At 40.1% G+C, this 15,338-nt stretch carries 16 protein-coding genes; 11 read left to right on the plus strand and 5 right to left on the minus strand.

Annotated elements, in window-relative coordinates; all coding sequences use genetic code 11:
- The first annotated feature begins 117 nt into the window (after positions 1–117).
- Together rmuC and AOG27_RS12415 are read left to right on the plus strand one after the other, a co-directional pair.
- On the plus strand, positions 118–1,584 hold the full coding sequence (rmuC, locus tag AOG27_RS12410) for a DNA recombination protein RmuC (protein ID WP_054553340.1): 1,467 nt from the start codon (positions 118–120) through the stop codon (positions 1,582–1,584).
- A 1-nt stretch (position 1,585) separates the two neighbouring features.
- Positions 1,586–2,563 carry a hypothetical protein gene (locus tag AOG27_RS12415; RefSeq protein WP_054553341.1) on the plus strand — a complete coding sequence of 326 codons (978 nt, stop codon included), beginning with the start codon at positions 1,586–1,588 and terminating at the stop codon, positions 2,561–2,563.
- Positions 2,564–2,592: 29 nt separating this feature from the next.
- Here AOG27_RS12415 and AOG27_RS12420 read toward each other — a convergent pair whose 3' ends face one another.
- Complete coding sequence (locus tag AOG27_RS12420) at positions 2,593–3,297, minus strand: hypothetical protein (RefSeq protein WP_054553342.1); 705 nt, start codon at positions 3,295–3,297, stop codon at positions 2,593–2,595.
- 126 nt (positions 3,298–3,423) lie between these two features.
- On the opposite strand from AOG27_RS12420, the gene AOG27_RS12425 reads away from it, so the two are divergent.
- The gene (locus AOG27_RS12425) at positions 3,424–3,999 is read left to right on the plus strand and encodes a DJ-1/PfpI family protein (protein ID WP_054553343.1); all 576 of its coding nucleotides are present in this window, start codon (positions 3,424–3,426) and stop codon (positions 3,997–3,999) included.
- Here the strand turns inward: AOG27_RS12425 and AOG27_RS12430 are convergent.
- A complete protein-coding gene (locus AOG27_RS12430) occupies positions 3,994–4,875 on the minus strand; it encodes a LysR family transcriptional regulator (RefSeq protein ID WP_054553344.1) in 882 nt (293 codons plus the stop codon). The genes AOG27_RS12425 and AOG27_RS12430 overlap by 6 nt on opposite strands.
- Positions 4,876–4,975: 100 nt before the next feature.
- On the opposite strand from AOG27_RS12430, the gene AOG27_RS12435 reads away from it, so the two are divergent.
- From AOG27_RS12435 to AOG27_RS12450, 4 genes are all read left to right on the plus strand, one after another.
- The gene (locus tag AOG27_RS12435) at positions 4,976–5,464 is read left to right on the plus strand and encodes a DUF2938 domain-containing protein (RefSeq protein ID WP_054553345.1); all 489 of its coding nucleotides are present in this window, start codon (positions 4,976–4,978) and stop codon (positions 5,462–5,464) included.
- Positions 5,465–5,473: 9 nt separating this feature from the next.
- Positions 5,474–6,106 carry a thiopurine S-methyltransferase gene (gene tmpT, locus AOG27_RS12440; protein WP_054553346.1) on the plus strand — a complete coding sequence of 211 codons (633 nt, stop codon included), beginning with the start codon at positions 5,474–5,476 and terminating at the stop codon, positions 6,104–6,106.
- Positions 6,107–6,218: 112 nt separating this feature from the next.
- A complete protein-coding gene (locus AOG27_RS12445; RefSeq protein ID WP_054553347.1) occupies positions 6,219–7,019 on the plus strand; it encodes a DODA-type extradiol aromatic ring-opening family dioxygenase in 801 nt (266 codons plus the stop codon).
- A 94-nt stretch (positions 7,020–7,113) separates the two neighbouring features.
- Positions 7,114–9,444 (plus strand): S9 family peptidase, encoded by a 2,331-nt coding sequence (locus tag AOG27_RS12450; protein ID WP_054553348.1) that lies wholly within the window; start codon positions 7,114–7,116, stop codon positions 9,442–9,444.
- A 127-nt stretch (positions 9,445–9,571) separates the two neighbouring features.
- Here AOG27_RS12450 and AOG27_RS12455 read toward each other — a convergent pair whose 3' ends face one another.
- Together AOG27_RS12455 and AOG27_RS12460 are read right to left on the minus strand one after the other, a co-directional pair.
- A complete protein-coding gene (locus tag AOG27_RS12455) occupies positions 9,572–10,681 on the minus strand; it encodes a hypothetical protein (protein ID WP_054553349.1) in 1,110 nt (369 codons plus the stop codon).
- Between the two features lie 228 nt (positions 10,682–10,909).
- Positions 10,910–11,920 carry an alpha/beta hydrolase family protein gene (locus tag AOG27_RS12460; RefSeq protein ID WP_054553350.1) on the minus strand — a complete coding sequence of 337 codons (1,011 nt, stop codon included), beginning with the start codon at positions 11,918–11,920 and terminating at the stop codon, positions 10,910–10,912.
- A 133-nt stretch (positions 11,921–12,053) separates the two neighbouring features.
- Between AOG27_RS12460 and AOG27_RS12465 the strand changes: the two genes are divergently transcribed.
- Positions 12,054–12,560 (plus strand): hypothetical protein, encoded by a 507-nt coding sequence (locus AOG27_RS12465; RefSeq protein WP_054553351.1) that lies wholly within the window; start codon positions 12,054–12,056, stop codon positions 12,558–12,560.
- Between the two features lie 79 nt (positions 12,561–12,639).
- Here AOG27_RS12465 and AOG27_RS12470 read toward each other — a convergent pair whose 3' ends face one another.
- Positions 12,640–13,098, minus strand: a complete 459-nt coding sequence (locus AOG27_RS12470; RefSeq protein WP_054553352.1) for a GyrI-like domain-containing protein — start codon at positions 13,096–13,098, stop codon at positions 12,640–12,642.
- Between the two features lie 191 nt (positions 13,099–13,289).
- Here AOG27_RS12470 and AOG27_RS12475 point away from each other — a divergent pair, with 191 nt between their 5' ends.
- The 3 genes from AOG27_RS12475 to AOG27_RS12485 are packed head-to-tail and all read left to right on the plus strand — an operon-like array spanning position 13,290 to position 15,264.
- Positions 13,290–13,916, plus strand: a complete 627-nt coding sequence (locus AOG27_RS12475) for a fused MFS/spermidine synthase (protein ID WP_054553353.1) — start codon at positions 13,290–13,292, stop codon at positions 13,914–13,916.
- Positions 13,901–14,791 carry a spermidine synthase gene (locus AOG27_RS12480; RefSeq protein WP_054553354.1) on the plus strand — a complete coding sequence of 297 codons (891 nt, stop codon included), beginning with the start codon at positions 13,901–13,903 and terminating at the stop codon, positions 14,789–14,791. The genes AOG27_RS12475 and AOG27_RS12480 overlap by 16 nt, the downstream gene beginning before the upstream one ends.
- The gene (locus AOG27_RS12485) at positions 14,788–15,264 is read left to right on the plus strand and encodes a TlpA disulfide reductase family protein (protein WP_082389267.1); all 477 of its coding nucleotides are present in this window, start codon (positions 14,788–14,790) and stop codon (positions 15,262–15,264) included. Before AOG27_RS12480 ends, AOG27_RS12485 begins: the two co-directional genes overlap by 4 nt.
- Positions 15,265–15,338 lie beyond the last annotated feature (74 nt).

The following is a 15,338-nucleotide window of genomic DNA, read 5'->3' on the forward strand; positions in this document are numbered from 1 at the left end:
TTTTAGTAATGTTAGAGCCAGCTCACCTTGAGCTGGCTTTTTTTATGCCTAAACCCCCTACTCTGCTGAGCGCTAATTCGTTATGATGATGTGTCTTTAAGTTATTGAGTTTTCATTATGATTATAGAGCTAATTGCACAGATTAATTGGCAAAGTGGTGTGCTTGGTGCTGCTGTAGGTGCTGTTGCAAGTGGTGTTATTTTTGCCCTACAAAATAGTCGCTTAAAAAATCAGTTAACCGAACTTCAAAATAGCCAGCAAATCCTGCAAAATCATTTAGAACAAAAGCAGCTGCAACTTGAACAAAGCCAGCTTACACTTTCGCAGTTACAGCAAGATTACGCAGAACAACGTGATGAGTCTCAACACTTTAAAACCCGCTTTGTAGAACAAGAAAAACAAGCACAACAATATAGTCAGTTTTGGCGCAAGGTCGAAGCTGAGCTTGCTGATACAAAAGCTGCACTTAATCAGCGCGATGTTGATTTAAGTACCTTACGAAGCACTATAGAACAAAAAGAACTGCATTTTAAAGAGCAGCTTAGCCATATCAAAGAAAGCAAAGAGCAACTCAAAAAAGAGTTTGAAAACCTCGCTAATCAAATCCTTGAAGAAAAATCGCAACGTTTTAAAACCTTAAACCAAGAGAGTATTGAGCAACTTTTAAAACCGGTTCAGGGTGAGCTAAAAGGCTTTCGCGATAAGATGGAATTGATCCACGTTGAAGATCTAAAGCAGCGTGCAGCACTAAAAACTGAGTTATTGCATTTACAGGCTAAAAGCCAAGCTATCACCGAACAAGCTGATAGGCTGAGCACCGCATTACAAGGGCAAAAGAAAACCCAAGGTAATTGGGGGGAGTTAATGCTTGAAAATGTACTAGACAGCGCAGGGCTGCGTGCTGGAGTAGATTATCAGCGAGAAGTATCGTTTAACACCGAAGATGGCCGTTTACGACCAGATGTTGTGGTGTATTTGCCTCAGCAACGTCATTTAGTTATCGATGCTAAAACCTCTTTAAACGCGTATACACGCTATGTAAATGCCGATACAGAGCTTGAGGCGCAGCAAGCGCTTAAAGAGCATGTCACTGCGGTGCAATCACGTATAAACGAGTTAGCAAGCAAAGCCTACGACAGACTACCAGGTATTAACTCACCAGAAGTGGTGATCATGTTTGTCCCCATAGAATCTGCATTTGTTGAAGCGCTTAAGTACCAGAGTGATATTTATCAGCAAGCAATCGAAAAAAATATCTTAGTTGCAACTCCAACGACCTTATTGACTAGCTTGAATATCGTAAAACAATTGTGGCGTTTTGAAGAGCAAACTAAATACTCTAAAGAGCTTGCCGCCCGTGCTGAGCGTTTTTACAACAAGCTCAATAGTTTCCTAACCAGTATGGAAGGGGTTGGTAAGCAGTTAGACCGCGCCAAAGAAAGCTATGATAAAGCGTTTTCTCAGCTGTACCGCGGTAAAGGAAACTTGATTAAGCAGGCCTCTGAGTTCAAAGAGTTGGGGGTTTCTGTTCAAAAAGAGTTACCCACGGAAACTGTTGAAAAAGCCCAATTAGAGTTAGATTAATATGCAGGTTTTAAAGCGTATCGGGTTTGTTGTTTTGGCATCTGTATGTTTTGCAAGTACTGTCAAAGCTGCAAATTATGATTACGACAGCCAACTTAATAAAGCGTTACACGCTAATAAACTCGTTGCGATTGGTGATGTTCATGGCAGCGAGCATGTTGTTACTAGGCTTATTAAATACTTCGATGAGCCTAATAACTGGCAGCAGCTTGATGATCTTGTCGTTGAATTTGGCAATGCGCGGTATCAAGATTTAGCTGATCAATATTTGTTAAGCAAACAGAATATAAGCATTGATGACGTAAGGCACATTTGGCGAGACACCTTGTATTTTATGGCATGGCAATATGATGTTTATGAGCAATTAGTTTTAAAGTTAAAACAGCTTAATAGTACCCGTTTACATAAAGTTCGTCTTGTCCTTGCTGAGCCTGCAATGAATTGGCAAACCCTCTCTAAAGAGGATTGGCAAAAGCTAGAGCGTAGCCGTGAAACTGGCTATTTAGAGGCAATAAATCAGCATGTTGTCGCTAAGCAGCGCCGTGCAATCTTACTTTTTGGTGCATTTCACACCTTTAAGCAGCCAGTGGTTATAAGTACTCAAGCTTCGCCTTTTAATTCAGTTATTACATTACTTGAACAGCAAAAACCAGGTTCCACATACACTGTTTGGCCAGCGATGAAAAACGATGGTATTGCATCATCATACCCTGCGGATAGCTTGATCCCTTTATCGGCTAATAGTTCGTTGAATAAGCCGTTAGCGTCAATGTCTAAGCGCTTTGCTACAAGCAATAGTGTTAGCCTTGCGGATGTTGCGGACGCTTATTATGTGCTAAAAAACACAGATAGAAATGCGCCATTAAGTGATGCGGTTTTAAATGATCAGGCATGGCATAAAGAATTAAAACGCCGTGCAGAAATAGTATCACCAAGAAGTGCTAAACAAATCCACTCTTGGCTTAGCCAACATAACTAATAAAAAGCCAACGTCATGTTGGCTTTTTATTAGTTAATAAGTTCAGCTGACACGATATCGTTAAGCATCAAAAAGTGGTTAAGTACAGACTCTTCAAGTTCAAATACCTGCGCTATTTTTTCGCCACTTGCTGACATCCCCGTTTGCGCACCTGCAAACTCGATATGTAGCCCTAAACGTTTTAGGGTTTGGGTATCGTAACTATAAATAGCAGTATCACATTTCTCGGTAATACCTGGCATCATCCCTATGATAGTAACCGCTTGTTCAACATTGATGATATCGAAAAATTGTCGCTCTGCAGTTTGCCATTTAGCTATATAACTAGCTACCTCGGGCGGCTGCTCCATGGGCACGTATAATGGCTGTAATGAGCCGCCATGCCAGCCTACAACGGCTTGCTCTTCAACGAGGACATGTGGACTTGCGGTAACGATATAATTAGCGCAAGACGATGCACAAAGCTCGCGTACCACAACATTGAGTTGATATTCATGAACTAAGCCCCCGAAATGGAGACCTGCCATCACATCACCACCTTCGCTATTAATAATTAAAGTGTTGATTTGCTGATCGCTATTTACTAATAATTGTTCAAACTTTTCAACATTTTGCTTTGATGTTTCGCCCTGAAAATAAATAGTGCCCGGCGATACTTCAATAATTTCAGCAACGCTTTGCTGTGTTGTTTTACAACCAACCAGCAGCATGCTCAATAAGAATAAAAAACGCATTAACAATGCCTTGAAGTTTTGTTTGTATACAGTGCGCAATTTAATAATATGTCATTAACGAACTGCAAAAATGGCATAGTACGTTTTTTTACTTGAGAAATAAATCCACATAATAGGAACAATTGTATGAATATTGGAATTTACATCTATGATGATGCCGAAGTGCTCGATTTCTCAGGTCCGTTTGAGGTGTTTAGTACTGCCAAGCGCCTAGCGAATAATGACTGGCAAGTGAGTTTAATTTCCGAAAATGATAGGCTTGTACTTGCCCGTGGTGGTTATAGTGTAAACCCCCATTACAGCTTTGCTGATTGCCCTTCGCTTGATCTCCTTGTTGTGGTTGGTGGCGACCATACACGAGAGCTAGAAAAAGCAGAGGTTATTACTTGGTTAAAACACACAGCCACTAACACCAAGCGTGTTGCGAGTGTTTGTACAGGGGCGTTTTTGCTTGCCAAAACAGGGCTTTTAAACGGTAAAAATGTTACGACTCATTGGCAAGATCAACCTGAGCTGGCTGCTTTGTTTTCTGATCTCAATGTGATTGCAGATACTCGTTGGATCACCGACGGTAAGTTTACCAGCTCAGGAGGAATTTCTGCAGGCATTGATATGAGCCTAGCGTTAGTCGCTGAATTTATTAGTTACGAGAACGCCCTACTGACCGCCAAACAGATGGAATATCAATGGCAGACGTTATAATTGTTCAGCAATATAGTCGGTTATAAACTGTTTTAAACAGACAGCCTTTTTACTCAGTAAACGTGCGCTTGGCCAGATAGCGTAAATGTCGCGGTTTTCTCCTCGCCAGTGTGGCAGTACTTGAACTAGCTGCTGAGATTTTAATTCATCTATAACCTCAAACCGAGGTAACAAAGCGATACCTTGCTCATCACAAACTAAGTATTTTACAAATCCGGTATCGTTAAAAGTAGTAGCAAATCGGCACATGTGAGTATAAGTTGCATTCGTTTGTGTATTGGTTAGCTGCCACTTATTTCGCAACGTGGTACCAATTAACCTATGTTGTTTTAAATCAGCAGGCTCTTCTATGGCAGATGCCGAATTAAGGTATACTTTAGTGCTTACAAATAAGGTATCAACACTGCCTAACTTTTTCTGATGGAGCATAGAATCAGCCTGCGGCCCGACTCTTATTGCTAGATCAGCTTGGCTTTTACTCAGATCTTCAAGTTTATTATTAAGCAATAACTCAAGTTGAATATCAGGGTACTGTTTAGTAAATGCGAGCCACATCGGCTTTAAGAAACCATGACTAATATTCAGAGGTGCTAAAACTTTAAGCTTTCCTGATAATTGTGCTTTTTGATCATTGAGCTGGCGGTGAGTTTGTTCAAACTGCTCAATTAATTCAACATAACTTTGAAAATATACCTCTCCTGCTTGTGTTAACGTGCATTGCCTTGCTGAGCGATTTAAAAGCTGCTCGCCTAGGCGTTGCTCAAGCCGTTGCAAGCGCCTCGATACTGTTGCGGTAGGCAACGACAAGCTCTCAGCCGCATTACTTAGGCCGCCTTGTTTAACAATCTGTATGAATAGGGCAATATCGTCAATCATGTTCTCATTTATGCAATCATAGTTTGTTTATCTTGCTATTTTTAGCATTTTTGCAATTAGATATCATGTCTTTTATTAAATCATTTAAGAGCATCTAATTATGAGTGTTAATGATATTTATGTGATAACTTTTGTAGGCATAGCGGCGACTTTGTTCATTGATCTTTATGCTTTTTTGCTGGCTAAAGTGTTTAAGATACCGTCATTAAACTTTTGTTTAGTTGGCCGTTGGGGCTTGGGTTTATTAGCTGGAAAGTTTAAGCACCTGAATATAGCAACTAGTCCAGTTAAGCAGTTTGAGTGCGTGTTTGGCTGGTGTTTACACTACTTTATTGGTGTTTTATTTTCGTTTCTATTTATATTATTGGTCGGTATTGCTTGGCTTGAACAGCCCACCTTAATCGCTGCATGTATATTTGGATTAGCTAGCGTATCTATGCCATTTTTTGTTATGCAGCCCGCTTTAGGGATGGGGATAATGGCTACGAAAACAGCAAACCCACTTCAAGCCCGCTTAAAAAGTGCTGTAACTCACCTACTTTTTGGTGTCGGAATATATTTATCAGCTCAATTCATTCAATTTATTTAGGAGTATGTAATGGACGCAAAGCATTGGCATCAACGTTGGGAAAATAACGAAATTGGTTTTCATGAAGGAGACGTTAACCGTTATCTAGATCAGTTTTTTACTAACTTAAATTTACAGCAAGGCGATACTGTTTTTGTGCCACTGTGCGGAAAAACTCACGACATTCATTATTTGCTCGCGCAAGGTATGCGTGTTGTTGGGGCAGAACTTAGTGAGATAGCCATTAAGCAGTTATTTGATGAGTTAAAGCTAGAACCCGAAATTAGCCAACACGGCGAACTATTACGTTATCAAGGCGCAAATCTAACCGTTTGGGTAGGTGATATTTTTGCACTTACCGCGAATGAACTTGGCACTATCAACGCGGTTTATGACCGTGCTGCCTTAGTTGCGCTGCCAAAGCCCATGCGCATTCGCTATACCCAGCATTTACTAGAGTTGACCAATAGAGCTAAACAGTTAGTGGTGGTCTTTGAGTATCAGCAAAGTGAGTTTTCGGGTCCGCCGTTTAGTGTGGTCGCCGATGAGCTACATCAGCACTACGATGCTTTTTATCAACTAACATTACTGTGCAAAGAACCTCTCGAAGGTGGCTTAAAAGGGCAAGTCCCGGCTATGAACGTAGCTTGGCATTTAAGTTAGTACATACAAACTGGTGGTGTGTAAATTCACACCCTAGTTGTGCGTTTTTGTGGCTAGTTATTGTACCTCTGTGCGTGCACTATAGTGGTAAGCGTATTTAAGGAGTACATTTATGCAAAAGCCACGCGTTTTATTTGTTTCACATGGCGGCGGTCCTATGCCATTGCTTGGCGATCCAAGTCATGCCGATATGGTTACTTGCTTACAGTCTATTGCTGCAAAAATTCAAAAGCCGTCAGCTATTTTGATGGTGAGTGCGCACTGGGAAGCGAACCCTATTAGCATTACTTCGAGCGCAGCTCCTGAGCTAATTTATGATTACTATGGTTTTCCTGACCCTGCTTACAGTATTGAGTACCCAAGCCCTGGCGAACCAGCCCTTGCCGAAAAAGTACATCAAGCATTGGCAAAGGCTAATATCGATAGCACATTAAACCCATCTCGTGGCTTTGATCACGGTATGTATGTGCCTTTGAAGATTATGTATCCAGAGGCAGATATACCTTGTGTGCAATTGTCGTTACATCCAAGCCTTGAGCCAAGCTTACACCTAGCGATAGGTGAGGCTTTACAACAGCTTGATTACGATAATTTATTGATCATTGGTTCTGGCTTTACTTTTCATAATATGCGCGCATTTTTTACGCCTGAAACAGCTGAAATTAAAGCGCAAAATATCGCTTTTGAGCAATGGTTAGTCGATGTATGTGGCAATACTGAGCTGAGTGAGCAGCAGCGACAAGCTAAGTTATTAGAGTGGCAAATGGCCCCTGCGGCGCGTTTTAGTCACCCCCGTGAAGAGCACTTATTGCCGTTACATGTTTGCTATGGTGCGGCGATGCGCCCTTGTAGTGATATCTACGAACTACGTATTGCCAACAAGCAAGCCAGTATGTTCTTGTGGGACGATTGAGTTTAAGTTCAACCCCCCTGATAACACGATAAAAGCTCAGATTTTATAAGTTTATTTTGGTACGCTAGGTAAGTTAAAACCTAGGAACAACAAAATGAACTTAATAAAAACATCAACCCTTGCGTTTGCTGTGGTTGCGGGTTTAGGTTTGCAAGCATGCTCAAGTACAGAGCAAGCGAGCACGCCATCAGCAACAGTGAACGCAACGGCTAATCCGCTCTCGCTTGAACAAATTTATAAAGAAAAAGACTTTAAAGCTGAGCGTAGCACCTATTTTACGTGGCTCGATGATGGTACTGGTTATACGGTACTTGAAGAGCGCGAAAGCGATAAAAACAACCAAGACGACAAATCTAAAGACGATGAGCACGGCGTAAAAGGCAATGATATTGTATTTTATAACGCCGATGGCACGGGTCGTAAGGTACTTGTTAGCTACGAAAAATTAATTCCCAAAGGTGATAAAGAGCCACTCACCGTTGAAAGCTACCAATGGTCTAAAGATGGTAAATGGCTGATGGTTTTTACCAATGGCGAGCAAGTGTGGCGCTCACGTAGCCGTGGTGATTTTTGGCTTTTAAACCTCGAAACTGATTCGCTATATCAGTTAGGTGGCGAAAACATCGAAGCGAAAAAGCTGATGTTTGCTAAGTTTTCACCTGATAGCTCAAAAGTAGCTTACGTGCGTGATAACAACATCTACATGGAAAAAGTGGGCAGCAAGGCTATGACTGCTTTAACCACTGATGGTAACGACACCATTGTTAATGGTAATTTTGATTGGGTATACGAAGAAGAATTTACTATTCGTGATGGTTTCCGCTGGAGTCCAGACAACAAATCAATTGCCTATTGGCAGCTTGATACCAGTGGCGTTAAATACTTCACCATGATCAATAACACCGATGATCTCTACCCTACCCTTAAAGAGTTTCCGTATCCAAAAGCTGGCGAGATGAACTCAGCGGTTAAAGTGGGTGTGGTCAGTCTTAGCGACAAGAAAACCCGTTGGGCTGAACTAGGTGGCGATAATCGCGATCGTTATATTCCACGTATTAGCTGGGCAGGCACAGGTGAATCTTTGATGATCCAAGATCTTAACCGCCCGCAAAGCCACAATAAGGTTTGGTTATTCGACTGGCAAAAACAGCAGCTGACTAAAATTCTTGAAGATAAAGACGATGCCTTTATTGAGTGGTTTTATAAAGCAAACTGGTCAAAAGACGGTAAGTTCTTTATTTGGCACAGTGAGCGTGATGGCTGGCGTCATTTGTACCGTGTATCTCGCGATGGCAAAACGGTTGTTGATTTAACACCGGGCGAGTACGACATCATAGATATGTTAGCGCTCAACGAAGATAAAAACGTTATGTACTTTACTGCATCACCGGATGATCCAGGCCAGCGTTATTTATTCCGTACCTCGCTTGATGGTAGCACTAAACCTGTGCGCGTAACGCCTGCGTCATTCGATGGCTCAAACAGCTATTACATGTCTAAAGACACCTCTTGGGCGATGCATACCTTCTCTAAATTTGGCACCCCACCAATGAAAGAGATCATCAAAGTAAGCGATCACAGCAATGTGAAAACCTTAGTTGAGAACAAAGCATTAAAAGAGAAATTAGCGACTGAGCAGTTACCGACTCACGAGTTCTTTACGGTTAATGCGCGCGATGCTGTTGAGCTTGATGGTTACATCATGTTCCCAGCGAATATGGATAAAAGTAAAAAATACCCAATCGTTTTCTATGTTTACGGTGAGCCGTGGGGCTCAACAGTACAAGATCGCTGGGAAGGTAACAGTTACTTATACAAGTCGTATCTAACTCAGCAAGGCTTTATTGTTGCCTCAGTTGATAACCGCGGCACGCGCGCACCAAAAGGCAGAGATTGGCGTAAGTCTATCTACAAAAAAATAGGCTCTATTACCGTACGTGACCAAGTTGACGCCCTTGATGCAATGGCAAAACGTTGGGATGTCATTGATACCGACCGTGTTGGTGTATGGGGTCACTCAGGTGGTGGTAGTTCAACGCTTAATTTGTTATTCCGCCACGGTGATAAATATAAAGTTGGGATTGCCTCAGCCCCAGTGCCAGATATTCGCTTGTACGATACTATCTACCAAGAGCGCTATGCAGGTAACCCAAATACCGATCCTGAAAGTTACGACAATACGTCTCCGATCAGCTTTGCAAAAGACCTGCAAGGTAAGTTGCTACTGATCCACGGTACCGGAGATGATAACGTTCACTACCAAGGCTCAGAGCGCTTAATTAACGAATTAGTTAAGCACAATAAACAGTTCGAGTTTTTTTCTTACCCGAACCGTTCTCACAGCCTACGAGAAGGTAAAGGCACTACCCTGCACTATCACACTATGATGGCTAACTTCTTCGAAAAGCATTTACTTAACAAGTAAATATGCTCTATAAAAAATACCGCAGCTTAGAGGTTAAGCTGCGGTTTTTTTATGCAAACTGTAAACCCCCGTTACACAAAAACATTACGATGAATATGTATAAATTTTGATAAGGAAAAAGTTTTGTCTATTGTAATTCTAAAGTGACATGGTCTGAATTTTTATCAGCTTGACTTTGTTGGTGTAGGCGGTTGATCGTATATTTTTCTGAGGCACATTGTTCAGAGTCTAAATTCGATACGTAGTTTAAAATCTGATTTAATGCTGTGCTATTTTTTCGTACTTTTAACGCAAACTCCTCTGCGCTTATACAGCGTCTATTGTCATCATACATAATTTCTAGCGCTGGCTTTAATTCTTCAATAGTTTTCGCCTTACTAAAAAGAGATAAATACTTTTCTCGACCATTATTAACTATATTTTTTGAGTCTAATTTAATTGTTGCTATTTTATCGAGCCATTTATCATCAAAACCAAGTAAAACATAGTTAAGCAAATATTCGCTGTCCTCATCACAAACACCTGACTTAGCTGTGTGAGTTGCTAATTTTGCTCTCAGCTCTGAAGCTGCATCTAGCCAAAAAGATGTTGATTTATGAGTCTCTATTCCTATTGTATTAAGGACTGCTAACCGACGTGCTGAAAACAGTCCTGCACACATCCAACGTATACCGGTATTTACTGTTTTGGAGTGCCAATAGACTGCTTTTTCAAGATCTTGCTCCACAACAAATTCACCACTTTCGTAGCTGGATGCTAGTATATTCATACATCCAGCATGGCCTGCCTCCCCACACGTTGACCAGTAAAGATATGCTAAACTGTAATTATCTAATTGATGAGCTGAAATTTGTCCCGCAGTATATTCAAGGTCACCTAGATATGAGTCAGTTACTTCTTTTAAGTCATCTAAGTTATTAAGTAGTTTTTGTACTTGAGAAACATCGATAGGAAGTTTATTAAATTTGTACTTTCTATTAATAGCTTCGGCGGCATTTAACTGAGCGCGTAATATGATTGCAAAATCTTCAGGAGAAAATGTGATTTCTCGAGAGCCTGACTCAAGGATATCAATGTTATTTTGAAGGCGTTTTTCATCGATCTCTGTGATAGATTTATAAGAATGTAAATAATTGAAAGTATCATTAATTGCTACATTCACATCCTCAATAGTTACCGCAACGACTGCGCTTGAAAAAATACTGCAGCATAATGCAAAAAGCCATTTCCTTGTCATTTTTAGTTTCCTTAATAGAGACTCATTTATTGTTTTAGCTTGTTGATAGATAATATGTAATTGTCTATAAAGCCTGATTTGATAGTATTAAAAAATACTGACCATAACACCTTACTTAATAATAATCTTATCAAGATAAAATTTATTCAAGATTTTACCTTTTGATTCATAATGGCTTTAAAAAATTTGTTAGCTAGTTTGTTAGAGAGGGGTTTTGCCCCTTTAAACTTACAAATAGGTGTTAAACCAATTAACTAGTTCTGATTCTAGTTGTTCTTTATGGTTCATTAAAAAGTGATTGTCACCGTCATACACCACGAGTTTATGGGGTATTTGATGCTTATCTAGCGCTTTGGCAAATTGAATTGAGTTCTCGACCGATACTCGTTTATCTTCACTGCCATGAATAAGTAATATGGGCACTTTAGGCGATAGATTATCAACCCAGTTCATAACAGAGCGAGCTTCAAGCTCTGCTTGTTTGTTCTCTTTATAATTGGGAATACGACGCACATACACGTTTTTTTCCATGTTAGGTCTAAACGTAAGCTCTTTGACTAAATCGGTCGCCCCCGCAATGGTTGCAATAGCTTTAACCTTGTTTGTGAGTTGCATTGCAAGGTGGGTTTGCATGCCGCCTCTACTTACTCCTAACATACCAATACGGTTTTCATCTGCACTTGCTATGTGCGGAATAAAATCAATAAGCGCAAGTACGTCGTTAACGTCTCTGCCACCAAACTCATCTAAATCATCATTTTTAGTTGATGTACCGCGGTATTGGCTGCCGATAACCACAAAGCCTTGCTCTGCTAAAGGAAATAAATTACGCATCATTGCTGCAAAATAAACACTGCCAAAATTACCGTTACCGCCGCGGTTATAAATTAATACTGGAAGCTTATTCTTGATGACTTTAGGTTTGATGATATAACCAAGCACCTCAACATTATCGACCTGATATTTAAAATTATGGCAGGTTAAATTAGCTTTAAAGTTATCGAACATATCTTGTGGAAAGGTTTCTTCAAAGGCTTTAATGCGCTTTAAGTATGCTTCTTCGTTTTTAGCTTTGCGTTTATTCTTTTGCGCAATAAATTGATGCCACGAATCATAGTCAGCAAAGATACCTGTGAAGCAGTCTGTTTCTTTTGTTACGTGTTCATCATCGATAATTTTTGCTGCGCTGGTAGAAAAAACAGCGAGAAATAGGCAGGCAAAGAGTAGTAATTTATACACAACAACATCCTTATTGGTGAGTAAAAGTTACGAATCCACAGTAACTTAAATGATGGTTATTTGTATATAACTACTTTTTTACGTATCAAAACTTTTATATTATGAAAGTTAACTTATTGAATTGGAAGTCATAATGAGCAATAAACCGCCGCATATATTAGAGTTGCTACCTAAGCGTTACACCTTGTGGGGGTTATTATGCTTATCCTTGGTATTCGCTATATTTGTAATTATATGGTCTCGAGCTCCTGAATACCGGCCTTTGATACAAGATATGCGCTTAGTCAATGCCGTCAAGATAGTTGATGTACTGGACGTTGAAGAGATCCCTTACAAGGCTGATATTAAAAATCATATTTTGTACGTCGATGTTCTTCACTCAGACCAAGCAAAGCTAGCACTTGCTAAAGTAGGTTTCGTCTTTGATTATCCAAATAAAGATGCATTTAGTTCAATACCACAAGCATGTGCCTTACTTGAATCACAAGAAGTAAAGGAAAATAGGCCTATTTATCAAACTGAATGGTTTTTCCGATTAGTTCGCATGACAATGGCCGCGATAGTACTTATTACTTTAATCTTGGTAGTTGTACGACCCATTTTAAAGAATCTTATTCTTGAAGATAACAACAAGGATTAATATACCCTTTAGCAAATAAAAAGCCGCAACAAGCGGCTTATTTTGTAATGGGGCTTTACACTAAAAAATGGGTTTAGTGTTATTCAACCGAAATGAATACCTCAACTTCGTCACTGTTTTTATAAAACTCATAGTCAGTTTTATATGCTCGAATGTGCGGGCACTGTTCATTACTAAAGTACTGCCAAACTTGACCCCAAACATCGATAACGGTTTGTGGCATTGCCCCTTTGCCGCTAAAGCGAAGGTAGTTACCTGTGGCGAGTGTCGTTTGTTCTATCTCTGATGACGTGACTTGCAGATCAGTACACGCATATACATCAAACTCCCCTGTGACATCAGATTCATAATGAGTGTACACGCCATAAACTTGGCTCGATGGGGTTAATTTGGGCGCTATGTCTGTGTAAAACTGCTGCCATAAGCCAGCGATTTTGGCACCTTCACCACTCATTTCATTCATATTACAGGTGCGAACTTTGAGGCCAAATAAGATCGTAGGGTTGTCTATATTGATTTTCGTTACTTGCTGATCCATTGCATTTATCCTTGTTAGTTTGTTCCCGGTAAAATATCAGAGCATGTGTACTTTAACCTAGCCTTTTTAATTATTTATTTTAAAAAGACTATATTTTGTCAACGGCCTTTACAGCTTAAAAAACAGTCATGGCATCCTTATCTGCATCAGGTTAAGATGGGTAAAATAACAACAAAATCAGCGGGTGTTTAATGAATAAAATCAATGCGCTTATCTACTTTTTAGCCTTTAGTAGTGGCTTTTGTATTATGGGAATTGAGCTGTTAGGCGGGCGAATTTTAGCTCCATATTTTGGTAGTAGTGTGCATATATGGGGCAGTATTATCACCGTCTTTATGTTGAGCTTATCTATCGGCTATTTACTTGGCGGCAAGCTCTCTACTCGCAATCCTTCGTTAACTAAATATGGACTCATTTTCTTTGTAGCAAGCATTATGGTGGTGCCAATTGTATTGTTTGCTGAGCCAATTATGACCTTTATTTTCACCCATATTGAAGACAGTCGCTACGGCTCGTTATTGGCATCAACGGCGTTGTTCTTTATTCCTACAACAATACTCGGCATGATCTCACCTTACTCAGTGCGATTATTGGTTACCGATCATGAAAAAAGTGGCCAGGTTGCCGGTGGTTTGTATTTTGTGAGCACCCTAGGAAGCGCCCTTGGCACGATTATTACCTCTTTTTATATGGTGCTAGCGTTTGATGTTAACGACATCATTAAAACCTTTGCAGCGGTTTTAGGCGCGCTTGGTTTGCTTGCAATTGTTGTTAGTCAAATTAAAACAAAGGAGCGTGCTGTATGTTTAGAATCTTAATGCTTTGTTTACTCATGACATTGCCTTTTAGCAGCTTAGCCGAAGTAATACATAAAGAGCGCTCGCTTTATCGCAATATTTTAGTGGAGAAGACTGGCGATTTACTGTGTTTAAAATTCAACGAAAAAAACCGTAAAAGTACGCAAAGCTGTATGTATGAGAGTAAGCCTAAAAAGCTGGTGTTTAATTACACCAAAATGACGTTCGCAAGCTTACTATTTATTAATGATCCTCAAAATGTACTGATCATAGGTTTAGGGGGAGGTTCACTCTCTAATACCATTCATGAGCTTTACCCTAGCGCTCATATCGAAAATGTCGAAATTGATCCTGCGGTGATAAAAGTTGCCCGCGATTATTTTAACTTTATAGAAACCGATAACGTGACGTCAAAAGTGCAAGATGGCCGTATTTTCATTAAGCGCGCCGCACTTAAAAAACAAAAGTACGATTGGATTATTCTTGATGCCTTTAATGGCGATTATATCCCTGAGCACCTCCTCACTAAGGAATTTTTTGCGGAAGTAAAAAGTGTTTTGGCTGATGGCGGAATTGTCGCTGCAAATACTTTTTCATCGAGTAAGTTGTACCAGCATGAGTCGGCAACTTACTTCGATGTGTTTGGTGACTTTGTGAATGTTGTGACCGATGAAAACTCTAATCGTATTATTTTAGCAGGCTTCGAGACTATGCCTAGCCAGAAGCTTTTAATTGAGCGCGTCAACAAACTCGCAAATAAGTTAATCCCTTACGATGTTGATTTGCAGTTACTTAGCGAGCATTTGTTTTATACTAAGGGTAATCAAGATTGGCCAGCGGATACCAAGGTGCTCACTGATCAATATTCACCAGCGAATTTATTAAATTACCAATGATCAAATACGCCTTAATTGCATTTCTTTTCATTACGAGCTCTGCTGCTAAGGCAGAGCGTCTTTCGAGCCCTCCTTTAGCTGCCAGCCAGCAGCAATTGTCTAAACTACTGAATCAATACAAAGGGCAAGTCGTGTTACTCGATTTCTGGGCGTCTTGGTGCAGCCCGTGTCGACGGTCGTTTCCTTGGTTTATAGCCATGCAGAGCAAGTATCAACAGCAAGGGCTTAAAGTGATTGCTGTAAACATTGATGTTGAGCGTAGTGATGCCGATGCTTTTTTAACTGAGTTTGCAGTGAACTTTAATATTATTTACGACCCAGACGCTGTTATTGGCAAGCAATATCAACTCAAAGGGATGCCGAGCAGCTTTTTAATTGATAAGGAAGGCATAGTACGGTTCCAACACACAGGATTTGTTGCTGATAAATTAGACCTCTATGAAAGTCATATCAAAGAGTTAATCGCTAAATAGTGTTATCTAGCAGATAACTTTTGCAGTTGTTCGCTTTTATCGAACAAAGCTATCTATTTAATTAATTGCACTAA

Origin of the sequence: Pseudoalteromonas lipolytica, from assembly GCF_001306915.1 — a bacterium.
Lineage (GTDB): Bacteria > Pseudomonadota > Gammaproteobacteria > Enterobacterales > Alteromonadaceae > Pseudoalteromonas > Pseudoalteromonas simplex.